Annotated in this window: 16 protein-coding genes and 1 other annotated feature; of the genes, 6 read left to right on the top strand and 10 right to left on the bottom strand. The window is 38.8% G+C overall.

Annotation, left to right across the window (positions count from 1 at the left end; all coding sequences use genetic code 11):
- Window positions 1-23: 23 nt before the first annotated feature.
- The 4 genes from AB3N04_RS02955 to AB3N04_RS02970 all read right to left on the bottom strand — a co-directional run bounded on the left by AB3N04_RS02955 (window position 24) and on the right by AB3N04_RS02970 (window position 5,483).
- Window positions 24-863, bottom strand: a complete 840-nt coding sequence (locus AB3N04_RS02955) for a phytoene/squalene synthase family protein (RefSeq protein ID WP_368504651.1) — start codon at window positions 861-863, stop codon at window positions 24-26.
- A gap of 14 nt (window positions 864-877) precedes the next feature.
- A complete protein-coding gene (locus tag AB3N04_RS02960; RefSeq protein ID WP_368504652.1) occupies window positions 878-2,323 on the bottom strand; it encodes a phytoene desaturase family protein in 1,446 nt (481 codons plus the stop codon).
- The gene (locus AB3N04_RS02965) at window positions 2,320-3,819 is read right to left on the bottom strand and encodes a phytoene desaturase family protein (protein WP_368504653.1); all 1,500 of its coding nucleotides are present in this window, start codon (window positions 3,817-3,819) and stop codon (window positions 2,320-2,322) included. Before AB3N04_RS02965 ends, AB3N04_RS02960 begins: the two co-directional genes overlap by 4 nt.
- A 179-nt stretch (window positions 3,820-3,998) precedes the next feature.
- Entirely contained in the window at window positions 3,999-5,483 is a 1,485-nt protein-coding gene (locus tag AB3N04_RS02970) for a methyl-accepting chemotaxis protein (RefSeq protein WP_368504654.1), read from the bottom strand.
- A gap of 447 nt (window positions 5,484-5,930) precedes the next feature.
- Here AB3N04_RS02970 and AB3N04_RS02975 point away from each other — a divergent pair, with 447 nt between their 5' ends.
- A complete protein-coding gene (locus AB3N04_RS02975) occupies window positions 5,931-6,350 on the top strand; it encodes an AhpC/TSA family protein (protein ID WP_368504655.1) in 420 nt (139 codons plus the stop codon).
- Window positions 6,351-6,486: 136 nt separating this feature from the next.
- Here the strand turns inward: AB3N04_RS02975 and AB3N04_RS02980 are convergent, their stop codons facing one another.
- The 3 genes from AB3N04_RS02980 to asnB all read right to left on the bottom strand — a co-directional run bounded on the left by AB3N04_RS02980 (window position 6,487) and on the right by asnB (window position 11,601).
- Window positions 6,487-8,976 (bottom strand): YhgE/Pip family protein, encoded by a 2,490-nt coding sequence (locus tag AB3N04_RS02980; RefSeq protein ID WP_368504656.1) that lies wholly within the window; start codon window positions 8,974-8,976, stop codon window positions 6,487-6,489.
- A 70-nt stretch (window positions 8,977-9,046) separates the two neighbouring features.
- Window positions 9,047-9,619 (bottom strand): TetR/AcrR family transcriptional regulator, encoded by a 573-nt coding sequence (locus tag AB3N04_RS02985; protein WP_368504657.1) that lies wholly within the window; start codon window positions 9,617-9,619, stop codon window positions 9,047-9,049.
- Between the two features lie 134 nt (window positions 9,620-9,753).
- Window positions 9,754-11,601, bottom strand: coding sequence for an asparagine synthase (glutamine-hydrolyzing) (gene asnB / locus AB3N04_RS02990; RefSeq protein WP_368504658.1), 1,848 nt, complete (start codon window positions 11,599-11,601; stop codon window positions 9,754-9,756).
- Between the two features lie 222 nt (window positions 11,602-11,823).
- On the opposite strand from asnB, the gene AB3N04_RS02995 reads away from it, so the two are divergent.
- Together AB3N04_RS02995 and AB3N04_RS03000 are read left to right on the top strand one after the other, a co-directional pair.
- A complete protein-coding gene (locus AB3N04_RS02995) occupies window positions 11,824-11,982 on the top strand; it encodes a hypothetical protein (RefSeq protein ID WP_157860773.1) in 159 nt (52 codons plus the stop codon).
- 94 nt (window positions 11,983-12,076) lie between these two features.
- Window positions 12,077-12,280 (top strand): YqzH family protein, encoded by a 204-nt coding sequence (locus AB3N04_RS03000; protein WP_368504659.1) that lies wholly within the window; start codon window positions 12,077-12,079, stop codon window positions 12,278-12,280.
- On the opposite strand, the gene AB3N04_RS03005 is transcribed toward AB3N04_RS03000, so the two are convergent.
- On the bottom strand, window positions 12,265-12,447 hold the full coding sequence (locus AB3N04_RS03005; protein WP_047974083.1) for a hypothetical protein: 183 nt from the start codon (window positions 12,445-12,447) through the stop codon (window positions 12,265-12,267). The genes AB3N04_RS03000 and AB3N04_RS03005 overlap by 16 nt on opposite strands.
- A 10-nt stretch (window positions 12,448-12,457) precedes the next feature.
- Window positions 12,458-13,225: an SDR family NAD(P)-dependent oxidoreductase gene (locus AB3N04_RS03010; protein WP_368505980.1), complete on the bottom strand. Its 768-nt coding sequence runs from the start codon at window positions 13,223-13,225 to the stop codon at window positions 12,458-12,460.
- 180 nt (window positions 13,226-13,405) lie between these two features.
- Window positions 13,406-13,613 (top strand) — a binding site (T-box leader).
- A gap of 82 nt (window positions 13,614-13,695) precedes the next feature.
- Between AB3N04_RS03010 and proB the strand changes: the two genes are divergently transcribed.
- Genes proB through proC form a run of 3 tightly spaced genes read left to right on the top strand, consistent with a single transcriptional unit; the run spans window position 13,696 to window position 16,908 of the window.
- On the top strand, window positions 13,696-14,817 hold the full coding sequence (proB, locus tag AB3N04_RS03015) for a glutamate 5-kinase (protein WP_368505981.1): 1,122 nt from the start codon (window positions 13,696-13,698) through the stop codon (window positions 14,815-14,817).
- Between the two features lies 1 nt (window position 14,818).
- Window positions 14,819-16,066 carry a glutamate-5-semialdehyde dehydrogenase gene (locus tag AB3N04_RS03020; RefSeq protein ID WP_368504660.1) on the top strand — a complete coding sequence of 416 codons (1,248 nt, stop codon included), beginning with the start codon at window positions 14,819-14,821 and terminating at the stop codon, window positions 16,064-16,066.
- Window positions 16,067-16,071: 5 nt separating this feature from the next.
- A complete protein-coding gene (gene proC, locus AB3N04_RS03025; protein WP_368504661.1) occupies window positions 16,072-16,908 on the top strand; it encodes a pyrroline-5-carboxylate reductase in 837 nt (278 codons plus the stop codon).
- A gap of 30 nt (window positions 16,909-16,938) precedes the next feature.
- On the opposite strand, the gene AB3N04_RS03030 is transcribed toward proC, so the two are convergent.
- Window positions 16,939-17,949, bottom strand: coding sequence for an NAD(P)/FAD-dependent oxidoreductase (locus AB3N04_RS03030; RefSeq protein WP_368504662.1), 1,011 nt, complete (start codon window positions 17,947-17,949; stop codon window positions 16,939-16,941).
- Between the last annotated feature and the right edge of the window lie 48 nt (window positions 17,950-17,997).

Below are 17,997 nucleotides of genomic sequence, written 5' to 3' on the forward strand. Positions count from 1 at the left end.
TTTCATCTCCTTTGCACGCTCTTTTACGCTTCCATTTCTAGTAAAATAGCTTCTTTTTCTTCTAAGGTCACATAATGCCTTTCTTTAAACACATTGTACTTATTCTTACGTATTGATTGTAGAATCGCACGATAGAGAAGGGCTGACCCTTTAACTTGAAGTCTCGAATCAAGAGGATATCCATTCATTGTCTCTAGGGCTTGTTCATATAGAACTTCTGCACGTGCCGCAACTTCTTCCCACATTGCTATAAAGGCATCGTTTACCACACCCGCCTGAAGATCACTATATTTATAACCACACTTTTCCATCAATGCTTTTGGTAAGTAAATCCGATCTCGTAAAAAATCCTCTTGAATATCTCGTAAAATATTTGTTAATTGCATTGCTAACCCTAAGGCAATTCCACCAGTTCTAAGAGATTCATGATTATCAGGAGCTAAAACTGGCAGAAGCATTAAACCTACTGTACTTGCCACGTGATACGAATAATGTTCTAGTTCCTCTAATGACCCATACTTTGTTTTCGTCAAATCCATTCTCTGACCACGAATCATATCATAGAATGCCATGTGATCCATCTCATACTTTGTGAACACATCGTGTAAAGCAATCCATTTTGATTCATTTAAAGGAAGATGTCCACTTAGAAATTGAGCAAATGTACGTTCGAACTGATCAAGTTCTTCTTCAGGATTATTTCCTTCATCAACAATGTCATCGACTTCGCGACAAAAGGCATAGACGGCCCACACGGCATTTCGCTTTTCTTTCGGTAAGCTGCCAAAAGCTTTTGTAAATGTTTTTGAATGTTGGTGAATGATCTGATAACAATCATGATAAGCCCGCTCTAATCTTTCCATACCATCACTCCTTTTCACCATGAATGGATTACTTCTTCTGTAGCAATATAATCAGCTAATAGTTTTGCACCCTGCATCACAATAGGGATCCCACCACCCGGATGAGTCGATGCACCAACTGCATACACATTCGTCAGTTGAAAAGGTTTTAATTGTGGACGAAAGACACCTGATTGCAAAAGCGAGGGTGCGATTCCAAAACTGCCCCCTGCATACAATCCATCTTGCTTTGCTTCTTTAGGTGTCCGTACTTCCCTCCATTCAATGGCATTTTTTAAACCTGGAAAAGCTCTCTCTTCTAATTCATCAATTCTCTCTTCTACATAGTCACTGATATCATCCCAATCAACATCATCACCTGAGGGAACGGGTATTAAAACATACATAACGCCCTTCCCTTCTGGGGCTAGACTTTTATCGATGAGGGATGGATGAAACACATACATCGATGGTGACTTCGGTAATATTTTTCCGACAAATACGTCATTCATATGCTTCTCAAAGTCTTCAGTCATCAAAAACTGATGGACATCTGCGTTTTCATATACACGATTTAAGCCAAAATATAAGAGCAAGCACCCTGAAGAAGGTGTGTATTTTTTCGTTTGCCTTGTAACAAGTTCCTCGGCATGAGGAAAATCACCATTTACAATCACTCTATCAAATGACTCTTCATGATCCTCTACCTTTATTCCAACACATTTACTACCTTCTGTGAGTAGTTCCCCCACCTCTGTATTTAAGCGAATCGATACTCCTCGTTCTCGTAGTTTTGCTTCAAATAAACTAACAAGGCTGGCATAGCCTCCTAATACATACCATATTCCATGATGATGTTCACTAAATGGAACAAGAGAATAGAGGGCAGGTGAACGATTAGGTGCCCCACCTATATAGAGAGTTTGAAAAGAAAAAGCTTCTTGTAGTCGTGGATGAACAAAAAAGCGACTTGCTTGTTGCTTCACCGTTTGGTAAGCTTTCAATTTCCAAAGCGTTTGGATATTTTTCATAGAAAAGAAGTCTCTTTTACGAACGAAATCTCGATCTAGAAATGCTTCCTTCCCTTCTTCAAAGCGCCACTTCATTTCTGCCAAGTATTGATCAAAGTGCTCCTCTTCACCAGGGAACCATTTAGATAATTCTGCATGCTGCTTTTCAATATTACTCCATTTATAAAAGTTCATACCGTCTGGAAATTGGAGCCGGTAAAGTGGATCTATTCGAATCAATTTAACCTCATCACGTGTGATGCCAACTTCTTCAAGAATAGAGTGAATCATCTCCGGTAATAAAACGATGGTTGGCCCTTTATCAATTTTATAGCCCTCATGGGTAATAAATGACAACCTTCCACCTAAATTAGATTCTTTTTCGAATAAGACGACGTCATTTCCACGTTTTCTTTCATAGAGAGCGGATAACATGCCGCCAACGCCGCCACCAATTATAGCTGTTCTCATCGAGAGATCTTCACTCCTTTCTCTGAATCAAGCAGCAAATTGGCTGTTATTCTAGCTGATTCAAAAATAGTTGGCAATCCACTTCCTGGATGTGTTCCCCCACCTACAAGCCAACAATTGCCTAGCTCTTGAAAACGATTATGAGGTCTAAAATACATCATTTGACCTAAATTATGTGCAAGATTAAACGTGGCTCCTTTGTATACATGGTGGTTTAACTCCCAATCAAGCGGAGTAATAACCTCTTCTATTTCTAAGTGATCGCGCAGCCCACTAAACCCTGCTTTCTTCTCTACTTGTTCATATACAAGCTCTTTGAAATCATTCTTGTTCCTATCCCAATCTATGAGACTGAAATTATTAGGCACAGGAGCCAAAAGATACATGGCTGACTTTCCTTCTGCAGCTAGAGTAGCATCCGTAACACTTGCATTTTGGATATAAATAGAAGGATCCCCTGATAGTATCTTCGAATGGGTAATCTCTTCAACATTCTTTTTATAATCACTTGAAAAAAGAATGGTATGGTGTGGAAGTTTAAAGGTATCTTTCACTCCTGCATAAATCATAAATGTTGAACAAGAATAATTTTTCTTTTCAAGCTTCTTTCTTGAATAGGTCTTAAGCACACCTTCCTCAACGATCGTTGTCATTGCTTGAGCAAAATCCGCATTAATAATAACCTCATCACAATCAAGTCGCTCTCCATTACTTAATTCAATCCCAATTACCTTTTTATTTTTCGTAATTAACTTTTCTACACCTTCACCCAAGTGAATGGTTCCACCAAATTCTTCCACAACTTTTGCCATCGCTTTTGGAATTTGATTTAGGCCACCAACAGGGTGAAAGATACCATACTTATGTTCCATATAAGATAAGATACTGAAGGCACCAGGGCACTCCCAAGGTGACATCCCTAAATATTTCGACTGAAAGGTAAAGGCAAGCTTTAATCGCTCATCCTTAAAATACTTAGATAACACTTGATACAGTGAGGATCCAAGTGAAAGTTCTGGAACAGCCTTAATCGTCCTCCATCTTGCATAATCAAGTAAGGAACTGTGTCGGTTTTGAAGAACAGGTAGTAACGCATTCATTTTCTTTTCTGTTTCTTTCATAAACTGGAGGTAACCTTCTCCTTCACCTGGAAAAGATTGATCAATTAATGCTTTCGTTACACTTTGATCTCTTGAAGGAAAGAGAGAAACATCATCAAATTTTAGTTCATACATAGGGTCAATCTCAATCATCGATAAATAGTCGCTCATCCTACGTCCGACTGAATCAAATAATTCCTCTAAGATATAAGGCATACTCAAAAAGGTCGGTCCTCGATCAAACGTGTACCCATCTTTTGTAAATGAAGATGTCCTACCTCCAATATACGATTGCTTTTCAAACACCTCTACTTGATACCCTTTACCAGATAACAACATAGCAGCTGCCATTCCCCCAGGACCTGCGCCGATGACGAAAACTTTTTTCCTAGTCATCGTATCCATCCTCTCTCTATAAAAAGCCTATTCATTAAAAAATCATTATACAATATCTATACAACTAGTATAGTCGGTAATAAGTCCTTTTTCAAACAATAACACTCGCTTTTGTTCATTTCCAATTTAAAGAAAAAAACACACAAAAGGTGTAAATTTCCTTTTGTGTGTGATTTAGACTATTCTCCTGCTTGATCGATAAGTAATGAGAGTTCTTGTGTTAATATTTCTAACTCCTTAAACCTCTCATTAATCGCAGACATGTATTCATTTTGTTCTTCCACACTCGCAAATACTTCCTCTACCATTGCATGAGATTCCTCTGTACCACTTGTTACCGTTGATAGTTCATCCGTAATGGTAGTTGATGAAGCTTTCAATTTTTTAACTAATTCGTGGAAAGCCCCTGCAGTCTGAACCATTTTTTTCATTTGATCGAGTAAAAAATGCAAACTGGTCTCTGTTTGTTTTGTCATTTCCCTACTTCGGTTTACTGCGTCTTCACTTCGTTCTACTTCATAGGATACCGTCTCCGTTTTTTGTTGAATGTCATAAAGTAATTGAGAAATTTCCTTTGTTGATTGTTGTGAATGTGTAGCCAGCTTTCTCACTTCATCCGCAACAACGGCAAACCCTCTACCATGTTCTCCAGCTCGGGCTGCTTCTATGGCAGCATTTAATGCTAAAAGATTGGTTTGCTCCGCAATTTGATCGATAGTTTGCAAAATCGTCCCAATGTTTTTGGTTTTATCGGTTAAGTCATTCATATTAGTCGTAGTATTTTCAACCATTTTCTGCACGTCACTTATTTCTTTCGTAAGATCGCTTAGACGTTTATACCCTGTTTCAGTTTCCCTTAAGCCCTCATGTGCAGCGGTGTTAACAGTCTTTGCATAACTAGAGATGTAGCCAACAGAGTGGTCCTGATCTTTCATCAGTTCATTCATCTCACTTACACTTGAGGCTTGATGTTCAATTCCACCTGATACTTCTTTAAAAGTTTGATAAAGTTGATTCGAAACTTGCTGTGTGGATTCAATATCTTCTTTTACTTTCCCACTAAACTGAGTAATCACGAATTGAGATTCCGATACCTTTACTAATAGATTTTCTACTTTTTCTTTTTCTCTTGTTGCCTCTTTTGCTTGTTTCTCAACATTCCGCTGCATATTCGTACCAATTTTTGCTTGCGCCATTAAGATTAAGGTCAACAACAGTACATATAAATTTAAAGAGATTAAAACATCTGTGCCGAGCCCATTAAACATCTGCTGATTTAAATTGATAAAGAAATAGTTTGTTATGAACAAGCCAAGCACTCCGGAAATGGCAATTAAGTGGTATTGATGATACAAAGTAACAATCGCTAAACTAACATAAACTAATAAATAGTTAGATAATTTTGGTGAGGTTGTCCCAAGTACGAACGTTAAGATAGAGAATGATACCGTTACGACATATGGGACATATAGTTGCATTGTCTTCTGAAACGTCAAAAAAGTGATAATTGCTGATAATAAGGCCCCTGTTACCGCATAAGCAAGAATGCCATTTATATGTACTCCACTTATGAAATTACTAGCTAAACCAAGACTAAACATTGCCCAAATTAATTTTGTTAATAGCTTATTTCGCTCATATAATGACTTATTTGTTTCAAGCACTTGATTCACACCTTCCCAATGAATGAATGGCCATTCATATAACTACATCTAATGTCCTGCTCTTTATGATCTATCTGATCATATCATAATGATCAGAATACTCTCAATCCTTTTTTGTTTTCGAATACTAGATAAAGGAAAAAAGTTCAGCTATTATTCGCTGACCTCTGGGTTGGAATTTTAATGATTTTTTTTAGGGTACCATTTCACCCTAAATTTTTTTTTATAGAAGTGTACTGGTAAACTATATGGACAAGGGTTTAAAGTTGCTCTTTTCCCTATGAACTTTTATGCTATTTAACAAAGGAGGTCAAGTGAATGAATTACATGCTTAAGCATAGAGATGGAACAGAACGATCCTATAATGAGTTACTTGAACAAGCTCCGTGTTATGTTTTATTTGTTCGTCATCTAGGATGACCTATTTACAGAGATTTCCTTGCGCAGGTGCGTGAGCATTACAATGAATTTGAAAAACGAGGGGTCGATATCATCATCATTTCACCCCATAAAGGAGAGTATCTTGAAAAGTTTTCAAATACTTTCGACTCCTATCCGTTTGAATTTTATGGTGATCCTTCAAGAAAACTATACAAACAAATGGGGCATCAAACTATGCCCAAGTGGAAGTTACTCGGAAAAACGGCATTAGGCTTTCTTACTAGACAACTAAAAGGCATACTACCTAAAAACAAACAGGAAAAAGAAGTTGTACTTGAAGCCATGAAAACCTCTGATGTCTACATCCAAGGAGGGGCATGGTTATATGATCAACAAAAAGAGGTAAAATGGCATCACATTGACCAGGCACCAAATGATCACGCTACTACTGAAACATTAATTGAACAAGCTGATAAAAACCTTTAAAACAACAAAGAGACCAGCCAGTGATCCCACTTGCTGGTCTAATGCTATTTTTTAGCTTTTATTAATGCCCTTCGCTCCGTATCTGAAGCGGCTCTCCCATCCAATGTGCCCCACCATGGAATGGACATGCATTTTTTTATGACACTGCTTCTTTCAAGTTCTTCTTTTTATTACCTTGTCTTTTAAATGCGAAATGAAAGTAAACAAATGCCCCAACTAACGTAAGCACCATTAAAATGAGCATAAAAACAACGCTATTCCACAAAAATGTATTTACTCCCATAAAGATTACAGACCTAAAACCTAGTACTGAGTAAGTCATTGGTAACCAGCCATGCAATGTTTGTAAGGGGGAAGCTAGCATCTCAATTGGAAAGCTACCCGCACTACCTCCCAATTGGAGAATCAGGAGAATTATCGCTATAAATCGCCCTGGGTTATCGAGTACACTCACTAAAAAGAAGATGAGTGATAAAAACACCATACTTGTAAATATTGTGAATGAAGTAAATGCTACCTTACTTGCCACATCAAGCTTAAGAACATACAACATAAATAGTGTCACAAGTGAGGACTGTAAAAAACCAACTGTAAGAACGACCCCTAGTTTGCCACTATACCATTGCCATGCGGTTTGATGTTGTGCCAGTGGCGCTCTGAAAGGATAAATAATGGATAACGTTAACCCCCCCACATATAACCCAATCGATAGGAAATATGGGCTTAACCCTACACCATAAGACTGGTCTTCAAGTGGAGAGTGACTGTTAGATTGCACCGGACTTACAACCATGTTTTCCTGCTCTTGATTGGGATTTACTTTTAAAAGGACATCTTTTAATTCATTCATTTTAAATGCCAAGTCGTCAGAACCATCACGAAGTGTAATAAGACCATCGACTAGATCCTCACTACCTGCACTCGCGTTCTTTAAACTATGATGTAAACGATTTGTCCCATTTAATAATTCATGAAGACCTGCGTTTAATTGTTGTACTCCACTAAATGCATCTCTACTTGCTTCTTGACTTTTCTGGAAAAAACTTTGTGCAGAATTCATCTTTTCGTCCACCTGATAAAGCGTGTTTAACACATCGTCATATTGATTCGTAAAATTTTTAGTGACTTCCTCTCCATTGAGACTATTCGGCAGTGCTTTTTCAACTGTTTGCAAGGCATCTGACAATTGATTTAATACACGTAGTAATTCTTCTGACTGTTCGTTTGTTTCTTGGAAAAATTGATCTAGAGTCGATTGTGATTCTTCGATTTTTGAGTTAACCGCTACTAGTTCGTTATTTATCTTCTGTTGACGCTCTTCTAGATTTTCAATTAACTCTGGTGTTTTTGTTTGGATCATTTTAAATGATTCCTTAAACTCTCGTTGGACCTCCCCAAACTTTATTGCTCTTTGGTTTGCTCCTGCATACCAATTTACAAGCTCCTCATGCTCTCTCCAATCAGGATATATCCCATCAAGTATCGCTGGAAGCTGTTCTATCTGTAGTTGTAGATCCTCAAACGCACCCAAAGACCCATTCAATCTATCACTTGTAGACTGAATGTTCTCATTCCATTGCTTTAACTCATCCAATGAATGATCCAACCCGATAGTTAATTCCTGGGAATATTTATCTAATGTAGTAAAAACACGATCTAACTCTTGTTGAAATAAATTCACTTGATTTTGCATCGTTACCACTTTTTCAGAAAGGACTTGAACTTGTTCATCAGCTTGATTCAATTGAACATTGACTTCTCTTAAATGCCCATCAAGTTTATCGATCACTTTTGCGAGTTCTTCTGTGTCAGATGATTCTAAGTGAGTAATTGCTTCTGTTACTAGTTGATTTGTGTCTCTAAACATTTCATCAACGTTAGTAGAGTCTGTAAAAGCCAATATTTCTCGGCGAGCTTTCTCAAATCCAGCTTCTAACTCATCTGAGCCCTCAGTTGCTTCAGACATACCACTTTGAAGATCAGCAGCACCTTCTTTTATGCTCATTAAACCATCTTTGAGCCGATTCATACTTTCAGATGCATTCTCATTTCCCACAGCAATTTTACTCGATCCTTCTTCAAGTGCAATAACGGCATCTGTTAAATCACTAAACGCATCGTTTGCGATTTCAATGTATGCTAAGGTGAGTGTCGAGGAAAGCTCTTTTTCCATTTCTTCTACCACATTTGCTGCTATTTGAGAGGATACGTAGTTATAATCTTCATTCACTTCATAATACACTCGCGCATTTGTTGGACTAGACTCTTTTAATGTAGATATATCTTCTGAAAATGTTTTTGGTATTTCCACGTAGAAATAATAGTCGTGCTCTGATAACCCTCGCTCTGCCTCATTTTTTGATACAAAATGAAAATCAAGTACGGGGTCTTTTTTTAATTCATTCACAAAATCACGTCCGGCATTAAGCTGCTCTCCCTCAATTATTGCTCCACGGTCTTCGTTTACGACAGCTACAGGTAATTGATCAAGTTGTCCATATGGGTCCCAGAATGACCAAACTAATACCCCGCCATACAAAAGCGGCATAAAGACAATCCCCAGTAATGCAATGACCATTTTTTTTTGATTCCATATCCCTCTTAATTCTCCTAAATATCCTCTCATACGCATCTCCTATTTTTGACCAAATTGTTCATTTAGTCATTTTTTTCTTAAAAAAAGAGGGAGTCCCTCCTTAACTTAACAACCCTTTAGTTAAATGATCTTTAAAAATGTTTATAATCTCATCTTTTCTAAGAGCCTCAAACATTTCTGAAAAATCAACGGCAAGCGCCATATATGATTTATAAACCATAAATGCTGTTACTTTTGGGTGTGTGACGTTTATCTTGCCTTGCTCTTTTCCTCGTTCAATTTGAGTTTCAATGCAAGCAATAATCACTTTTTCTACTTCGGCTAACGCTTTTTTCGCATGAAGTGAACCTAATGCAGCTACTTCTTGACCTAATTTCTTGAGCAAGTGATGTTTTTGTCTAAATTCCAGTAAATCGTATAAAGCAAATGTAATATTATCATGCATATTACGTTCATTTAAAAATGCTCGTTCGAAGACATCCTTTATTTCAATAATCATCCGTCCTAGCACTGCATCAAATAATTCTTCTTTGCTTTTAAACGATGTATAAATGGTCCCTTTCCCGATATTTGCAAGTTTAGCCACTTGATCAATCGTCGTACCCTTGTACCCAAACATAGAAAATGAATTGGTTGCTGCCTCTAATATTATTTCTTTTTTATTTTCTAACATTCGACCACCCTCTAAATGACCAAATGAATAAAATAGTCATTAATTAATTATTTCGATAGTACCTCATTTATTCATAGTCTGCAAGTAGCTAGAAAAAATTAAACGACCTCGCTTTTATAGCAAGGCCGAGTATTTTATTCTTCTATAATGACTCCATACTCCCTCATCCAAAAGTCCATTTGTATAAAATGAGCTAACAATTGCGGACCGGCCATTAATTGTCCAAAATAAGGTGTTCCAGTTGATAAACCCCCGCTTTCAGCAATTTCTCTTAATTTCTCTTTATTAATAAACTCAAAGATTGGCGCATCTTTTTGCGCTAATATGTCTTGTATTCCTTTTTTAACAGCGGCCGTATAACTTGGGTGATGGGTTTTAGGGTATGGGCTCTTTTTACGATAAAGGATATCATCCGGTAAGATGCCCTCTAATGCTTTACGTAATATTCCTTTCTCTCTGCCGCCAAGCTGCTTCATCTCCCATGGGATATTCCATACATATTCAACAAGGCGATGATCAGAGAATGGAACGCGCACTTCAAGACTAGCTCCCATACTCATTCGGTCTTTACGATCTAACAGATTGGTCATAAACCATATGATATTCAAGTAAGAAATCTCACGTCTTCTTGCTTCCTCAGGTGTGTCTGCTGCAAATCTTGGCGTTTCTAAAATCGTTTCTTTATAGCGACTATGAACATAATTTTTTAAATTGATTTTCTTTTGCCATTTCTCATTTAATAAACCTTGACGTTCATCAATGGAGCGCATCCAAGGGAACATATCAATGTTCATGATTTCTGGTTTATGAAACCAAGGGTATCCACCAAAAATTTCATCGGCACATTCCCCTGACAAACCGACTGTAACATCTTTTTTGATTTCATTACAGAACCAAAGTAAAGAGGAATCGATATCAGCCATCCCTGGTAAATCCCGGACACGAACTGCTTCTTTCAATTGATTAGCTAACTCATCAATTGAGATGACGGCATTGTAATGCTTCGTATTATAAGAATCCGAAACAAGCTTAATCCATGGTCCATCTGCATTAGGTTGAAAATCATTCGCTTTAAAATACTTATCATTCTCATCATAATCTACTGAATAGCTTCTAACTGAACCTTTCCCTTGGCGTGCATACACTTTAGCAGCTAGGGCTGTTAAAGCACTTGAATCAACTCCGCCTGATAGAAATAATCCAACTGGTACATCGGCATACAATTGACGCTCAACAATGTCTTCCATTAATTCTCTAATATGAGTGGCCGTTTCTTCTGTTGTATGTGGATGTGGCTTGCTTTTCAACGTCCAATACCTGCTAATCGTTGCCCCGTTCCGATCATAAATTAACATATGTGCAGGTCTTAGCTCATTAATATCTTTAAAAATCCCATGTCCTGGTGTTCGTGACGGCCCAAGTCCCATAATTTCAGCGATTCCTTCACGGTCCACAATAGGATCAATATCTCGGTGAGCAAGAAGCGCTTTTAACTCTGAACCAAACAATAGGCAACCATTTCGAACGGTATAGAATAGAGGTTTTACACCAAGACGATCTCTTGCCATAAATAAACTTTCGTCTTTATCATTCCATATCGCAAAGGCAAAAATACCGTTTAATTTTTCTAGGCATTGATAGCCCCATTCAATGTAAGATTTCAAGAGCACTTCAGTATCCGAATGCCCTTTAAAGTCATGCCCTCTTTGCAGTAACTCCGTTCGAATGTCTTCGGTATTGTACAATTCTCCATTGTAAACGATCGTGTATGTTTTGTTTTTATACGTCCTGCTCATTGGTTGAATCCCACCTTCAGGATCAACAACAATGAGTCTAGCATGACCAAACCCAACATGCTTCGATGTCCAAACATTCAAATCATCTGGTCCACGTCTGTTCAACGTTTTAACCATCTTCACCACTTCTGAATCCTCTTTCCTCATGTCGCGTCGCCAGTCAATCCACCCTGTGATACCACACATTTTATCAGCCCCTCTTGGGAAATAATTCTTTATTTTTTCTCTCTTTTGGAACACCGTGCCTCTCTTAGGCCCTCTACCCATAACCTATGTTATTCAGAAAATATCTTAAAAGTGCGATCTTTTTCTAAAGGATTGATGTTGAAGCAATTAGTTAAATTCACCAAAAAAATGCTGAGTATAAACGGGAGAATCCGTAAACGCTATTTATAAGAGGTGATCTTCATGAACTATCCAGTCGCTCACTTAGAGCAAAAACAATTGCAACATATCCGTCAGCTTGAACAAGATTTAGGAGTTGTTTTAATTGCCTATCATCCTGAACAAGAGCAAGGCAAACCCCCAGAACAAATCAATCAGCATCGTGATCTAGACTATTTCTAACCATAAAAAGCAAGTCCCTATCGGGGACTTGCTTTTTTGGATGGATTGACAACTAATCTACAATAGATAATAAGACTAACCTTGGAGGCTAATTATGGACAAACGTCTTATAAAAAAAATGATGGCTCAAGTAAGCAAAACGTATACTAATGGTCATCCGCTTGCCATCTCAGATGATGAGCTCAATCAGTTAGCAACGACCATACAAGTACGTTTAACGGAAACACCACTAGAAGCTCCTTCAGCCATCGTGCATGATGTCATGTATAGTTATATTACAGATCACTCCGAGGACTGACGCTTTTTCATTAATTGCTTTACATTTTCCTTAGGCTCCCAACACGAAAATTGATACGTTGGCTTTGTGTCAAAACCAAGGCGTTTGCATAAATAGTGCATCGCCTCACCTCTTCTCATCGCTTGAAAATGAATACACGTTGCGCAACAGTGAAATTCGTTTTGCATATCTACCTCCTTACTTTTGACGTAGCTTTTCTCCAGCAAGCTTCTCAACAAGTGATGGCATGAGCTGATACATCTTAGTTGCCACTCCCATCCATTTTGGAAGGTTTAATTCTCTCTTAGGCTTTTTAATGACTTTTATGATCTCACTTGAGACAAATTCGGGTGCTAGCATAAATTTCTCTATGTTTTTTACATAACTACCTTCTTGGTCCGCTCGCTCAAAAAACGGTGTTCGAATCGGCCCTGGGTTCACCGCAGTTACCTTTATAGCCGTATCCATTAGTTCAAGTCGTATAGAATTTGTGTAGCCTAAGACGGCATGCTTTGTTGCTGAGTACACACTCGATTTAGGCGTCGCTAACTTTCCAGCTTGTGAAGCAATATTAATGATATGACCAGAGTTTGCCTTTTTCATAAATGGCAAAGCTGCATTGGTCATTGCCATTAATCCTAAAACATTCACAGCAAACATTTCTTGATTTTCATGGGGCGCAGTCTGATCTGCATATTCAAAAAGTGCAAAGCCTGCATTATTAATCAGAATATCCATTGTTCCCACTTTTCCGACTACATCTTTGACACTTGCTTCTATTGCCTCAGTTTTGCTAATATCAAGTTTATAAATATAAGCTGTGCCTCCTGAACTTTCGATCGTTTGTTTAACCTCATGAAGTTTCTCTTCATTTCTAGCAAACAGCACAGGGGTTGCTCCAGCTTTTGCAACATCAATGGCTAATTGCTTACCTAGCCCACTTGAGGCACCTGTAATCCAAATCATTTTGTTTTTAATATCCAATGCTTTCACTCCTAATTAAAATGAACCTTTACTTCATTTAGTGTAATCGAGAAACCATACACGAAGCAAAACATTTCTATGTAAGCGCTTTAAAGTTGTGTGAATCTTCAGATTTTCACTTGACGAGTAGCTTGTCTCTTGATTATAATAATAAAAATCAAATCAGAAGCGTTGAGAGGGAATAGTACGCGGACAATATGTGATAAGAGAGTGGTCTCACCGGCTGAAAGGACCATCACCGCTGTTGTAGCTGAACCTGCCCTTGAGCTGTTAGGTTAAACCCTAACCGTCTTTCCACGATACGGATATCGAGTGGGCATAACTATGCCAATCAAGGTGGTACCGCGGATATAACCCTTCCGTCCTTAATATTAAGGACGGAAGGGTTTTTTATGGTCAAGACAAACGACCAATTAGTGGTCGATTTCAACAATAGAAAGAAGGCAATCAATATGAATCGTCAACGAATAGTTATGAAAGTTGGCAGCAGTTCTCTAACCGAGGTAAACGGTGCGTTAAGTTTAACGAAGTTGCAGGAGCATGTGGCAGCCATTGTCTCTATTAAAAAACAAGGTCACGAGGTCATTCTCGTCTCATCAGGTGCGATTGCTGCTGGGTTCTCGGCTCTTGGTTACCCAAGTCGCCCCGTCACAGTCGCTGGTAAACAAGCAGCTGCCGCCGTTGGTCAAGGTCTTTTGATGCAAGCCTACCTTGCTGAGTTTGCTAAACACGGCCTTACAGCTGCTCAACTTTTATTAACCCGCGAAGATTTTGCTGATCAAAAACGGTACCAGAATGCCCTACAAACAATTACGGAATTATTAAAGCGTTCTGCAGTTCCAATCATTAATGAAAATGACTCCACTTCAGTAGAAGAACTAACATTTGGTGATAATGATATGCTCTCTGCTTTAGTAAGTGGCTTTATTCACGCAGATACACTTTGCATGATTACTGATGTAAATGGTCTTTATGATTCAAATCCAAATCAAAACCCAAATGCAAAGAAGTATCATTTCCTACCTAATGTAACGGATGACTTGCTGATGGTTGCTGGTCAAGCTGGCTCCAAAGTTGGCACAGGCGGAATGAAATCGAAACTACTTGCTGCTCAGACGGCTCTTCCTTTCGGTGTAAATGTATTCATTGGTAAAACGAGTGGCCAGTCAACTTTACAAGATCTCCTTGCAGGAAAAGGCGACGGAACATATATCGGTTCCTTTAAACACGAGTCCGTTATGCCGGCCTCTAAACAATGGTTAGCCGTTCACTCACATGTTAATGGTCAAATAAAAATTGACAAAGGTGCAGAAAAAGCGTTGATGTATGAAGGAAAAAGTTTGTTACCAGTAGGGATCACTTCTGTTAGTGGCTCCTTTGGCCCAAATGATGTGGTGGAGATCATTAATGAAAATGGGAAAGTAATTGGAAAAGGACAAAGTACATTATCCTCTGTTGATTTAACACTTATTAAGGGGATGTCAAGCAATGAGGCTAGTGAACAAGTGAAACTAAATAAAGCAGTTGCCATTCATCGTGATCAATGGGTCACATTAGCAAAGGAGAGAATGTAAAATGAATGAGGTATATTCTAAAGCCAAAGAGGCACAATCGATTACACACCAACTAATTAATTTAACAACCGACGAAAAAAATCACGCATTAACACTGATCGCAAATCACCTTCTTCAGAATCAATCCTATTTAATCAAAGAGAACGAAAAGGACCTTGAGTTTGGCAGAAAAAACGGCATGAGTGAAACCATGCTTGATCGTCTAACATTAACAGCTGAACGATTAAATGAAATGGCAAGTGCAGTTGAGCAAGTAGCATCGCTTCGTGACCCAATTGGGGAGTTGATTGAAGAATGGGATCGTCCGAATGGTCTTCACATTCAAAATGTACGGGTCCCTCTTGGTGTAATCGGAATGATCTATGAGGCTCGACCGAATGTAACAGTAGATGCTGCTAGTCTTTGTTTAAAAACGGGAAATGCCGTTATTTTACGAGGGAGCTCCACTGCCATCCATTCCAATGTAGCGCTTGTCTCTGTTTTACAGAAAGCACTTAAAGACGCTTCCCTCCCTATTGAGACGATTCAACTAATAGAAGATACGAGTCGAGCAACGGCCGAACATTTATTTACATGCAACGAATATGTCGATGTGTTAATTCCTAGAGGCGGCGCCACGTTAATTCAAGCAGTCATTGAAAAAGCGACGGTTCCCGTGATTGAAACAGGGGTTGGTAATTGTCATATCTATATTGACGATTCAGCAGAGGTTGAATTAGCAAAGAAAATTGTTGTCAACGCTAAAACGCAAAGGCCATCCGTCTGCAATGCAGCGGAAACAGTGATTATTCATGAAACATGGGCTAAATCACACTTGAAAGAGCTACTAGATGCTCTTGACCATAAAGGTGTCACTCTCTATGGTGACACTGCATCAATGGCTATGGATGGGCGAATTAAAGAAGCAAGCGAGACTGATTGGGCGGATGAATACCTTGATTTAAAACTTGCCGTGAAGATTGCCCCATCCTTAAATGAAGCAATGAATCACATCCGTCAATACGGTACAAAGCATTCAGAAGCCATCATAAGCGAAACAGCAGCCAATGTAAGTAGGTTTCAGCAGTCCGTCGATGCTGCAGCTATTTACCATAATGCATCAACCCGTTTTACAGATGGGTTTGAATTTGGCTTTGGAGCTGAAATTGGCATTAGCACACAGAAGCTCCATGCAAGAGGACCTATGGGACTGAAGGCTTTAACTTCAAATAAATACCTCCTAACAGGTAACGGACAAATCAAAGGATAGGTGACATGATGTTAACAAATAAAACGATTACATTTTTAGGTGCAGGTGCAATGGCTGAAGCAATCATCGGAGGACTTGTTCGCAATCAAATTGTCACACCACAGCAGATTATTGCAACCAACCTATCTGACACCTTTAAGTTAGAAAGACTAGAGCAACGATACGGCATTCAAACGACTAGTGACCGCGAGCAAGCAGTTAAACAAGCTGATTTTGTCGTACTAGCCATGAAACCTAAAAATGTCGAGGAAGCTATTCGTGAAATTAAATCCGTTATTCATAAGGAACAGCTATTTATTTCTGTCATTGCAGGTATCCCAGCTTCCTACATTGAGGACTTATCCGGCGGTCAAGCTCGTGTGGTTAGAACGATGCCTAACACGTCAGCAAAAGTAGGTGCATCTGCTACAGCCATTAGTGCTGGCACATTTGCAACAGATGAAGACCTTGATACGGTTTCTCTTTTATTCTCAGCAGTTGGGACGGTTACAGTTGTGCCAGAAAGCAAGATGGATGCTGTAACTGGTGTAGCTGGTAGTGGTCCTGCTTATTTTTATTATTTAATTGAGGCGATGGAAAAAGCGGCAGTTGAAAGTGGCCTTACACCCGAGGAAGCTACTTCATTAATTACTCAAACAGTTGTTGGTGTTGGGAAGAGATTACAAGATACCTCTAAAACCTCTCGTGAATTATATGAAGAAGTTATGAGCCCTAATGGTACAACTGAAGCAGGTATTACGCTTTTAAGTGAACGAAATGGTCAAGATGCGATGCATGATGCCATTATTAAGGCGATAGCCCGTTCAAAAGAATTAGGATCCGTATTTACAGAATCTAAATAAGAAAAATAGGGGTGCACGTTATGTGCACCCCTATTTTCTTATTTGTTTACTCATCCAATCTCCTGCAGACATTCCTGAGAGAATGGCCCCTTCCACTTTCCCGTCTTTAAAACAATCTCCGGCAAATACTACTGGGCTGGGATAAGTTGTTGCTACCATCCGATCTGGATAAAGAGTTTTGGGTTTTGCATAGCGCCACCTTTTTACTTGAATCCCCTCCATCTTACCATCTTCAATAAACGGTTTTACTTTAGGTAGTAATAGCGCAATTACGTCTTCATCTGATTCTTCATAGTGAGCCTCACTCCACTTACCTGAAGCATGAACAGTAAGAATAGGTTTGGTCGAAATGCCTTTTTGTTGATTATCACCAATAAATGCAATATCCCCTTCCCCTTGAATACCACCTTCTTTAGGTACTAGACTCCTTCCAGGTAATGAAATCATTAAACAAATACATGGTTCATAGTCGATACTAGCTAATTCCGCTTTAATATCACTTTCAATCCCATCGAGCCTAAGCCAGTTTAACACTTGGGGTACAGGAATCGTAGAGATCACTCCTTTGGCTCTTTGTAACGTTGTTGTCTGATTTTTTTCATCATAAATGGTTATTTCCCATGCTTTATCTTGATAGTTTAAAGAGCTTATTCGATGATTTAGGATAAGATTTTCAGGTTGAGCTAACATTTTAGTAAGCGCATTCATACCGTTTGTTGCTATATAACGAGGGTATCCATCAGTTTGAAGGATGACTTGGCCCTCATTATTCATTTGATGAAACCCTCTCGTCCATTCACTTATAAGTCCCACGTTGCTCCATTTTTCAATCAGTGTCTTCATTTCGTGTGAACGGGCTGTAAAGAATTGAGCCCCATGATCAGCTCTTCCATTATCTATCCTTCTCGTTGCCATACGGCCCCCTACACTTCTACCCTTTTCGATTAACTTATAAGAAATACCATTTTCCTGTAACCTTTTAGCGGCAAATAAACCTGCAAGTCCTGCTCCGAATATGACTACTGGTGCTTCCTGCATCATGATTGTCCCCTCTCGATTTACATCAATATCTTCATCATAGCAGATATT

It is taken from the genome of Alkalihalophilus sp. As8PL, assembly GCF_040939795.1.
GTDB lineage: Bacteria > Bacillota > Bacilli > Bacillales > Bacillaceae_D > Alkalihalophilus > Alkalihalophilus lindianensis.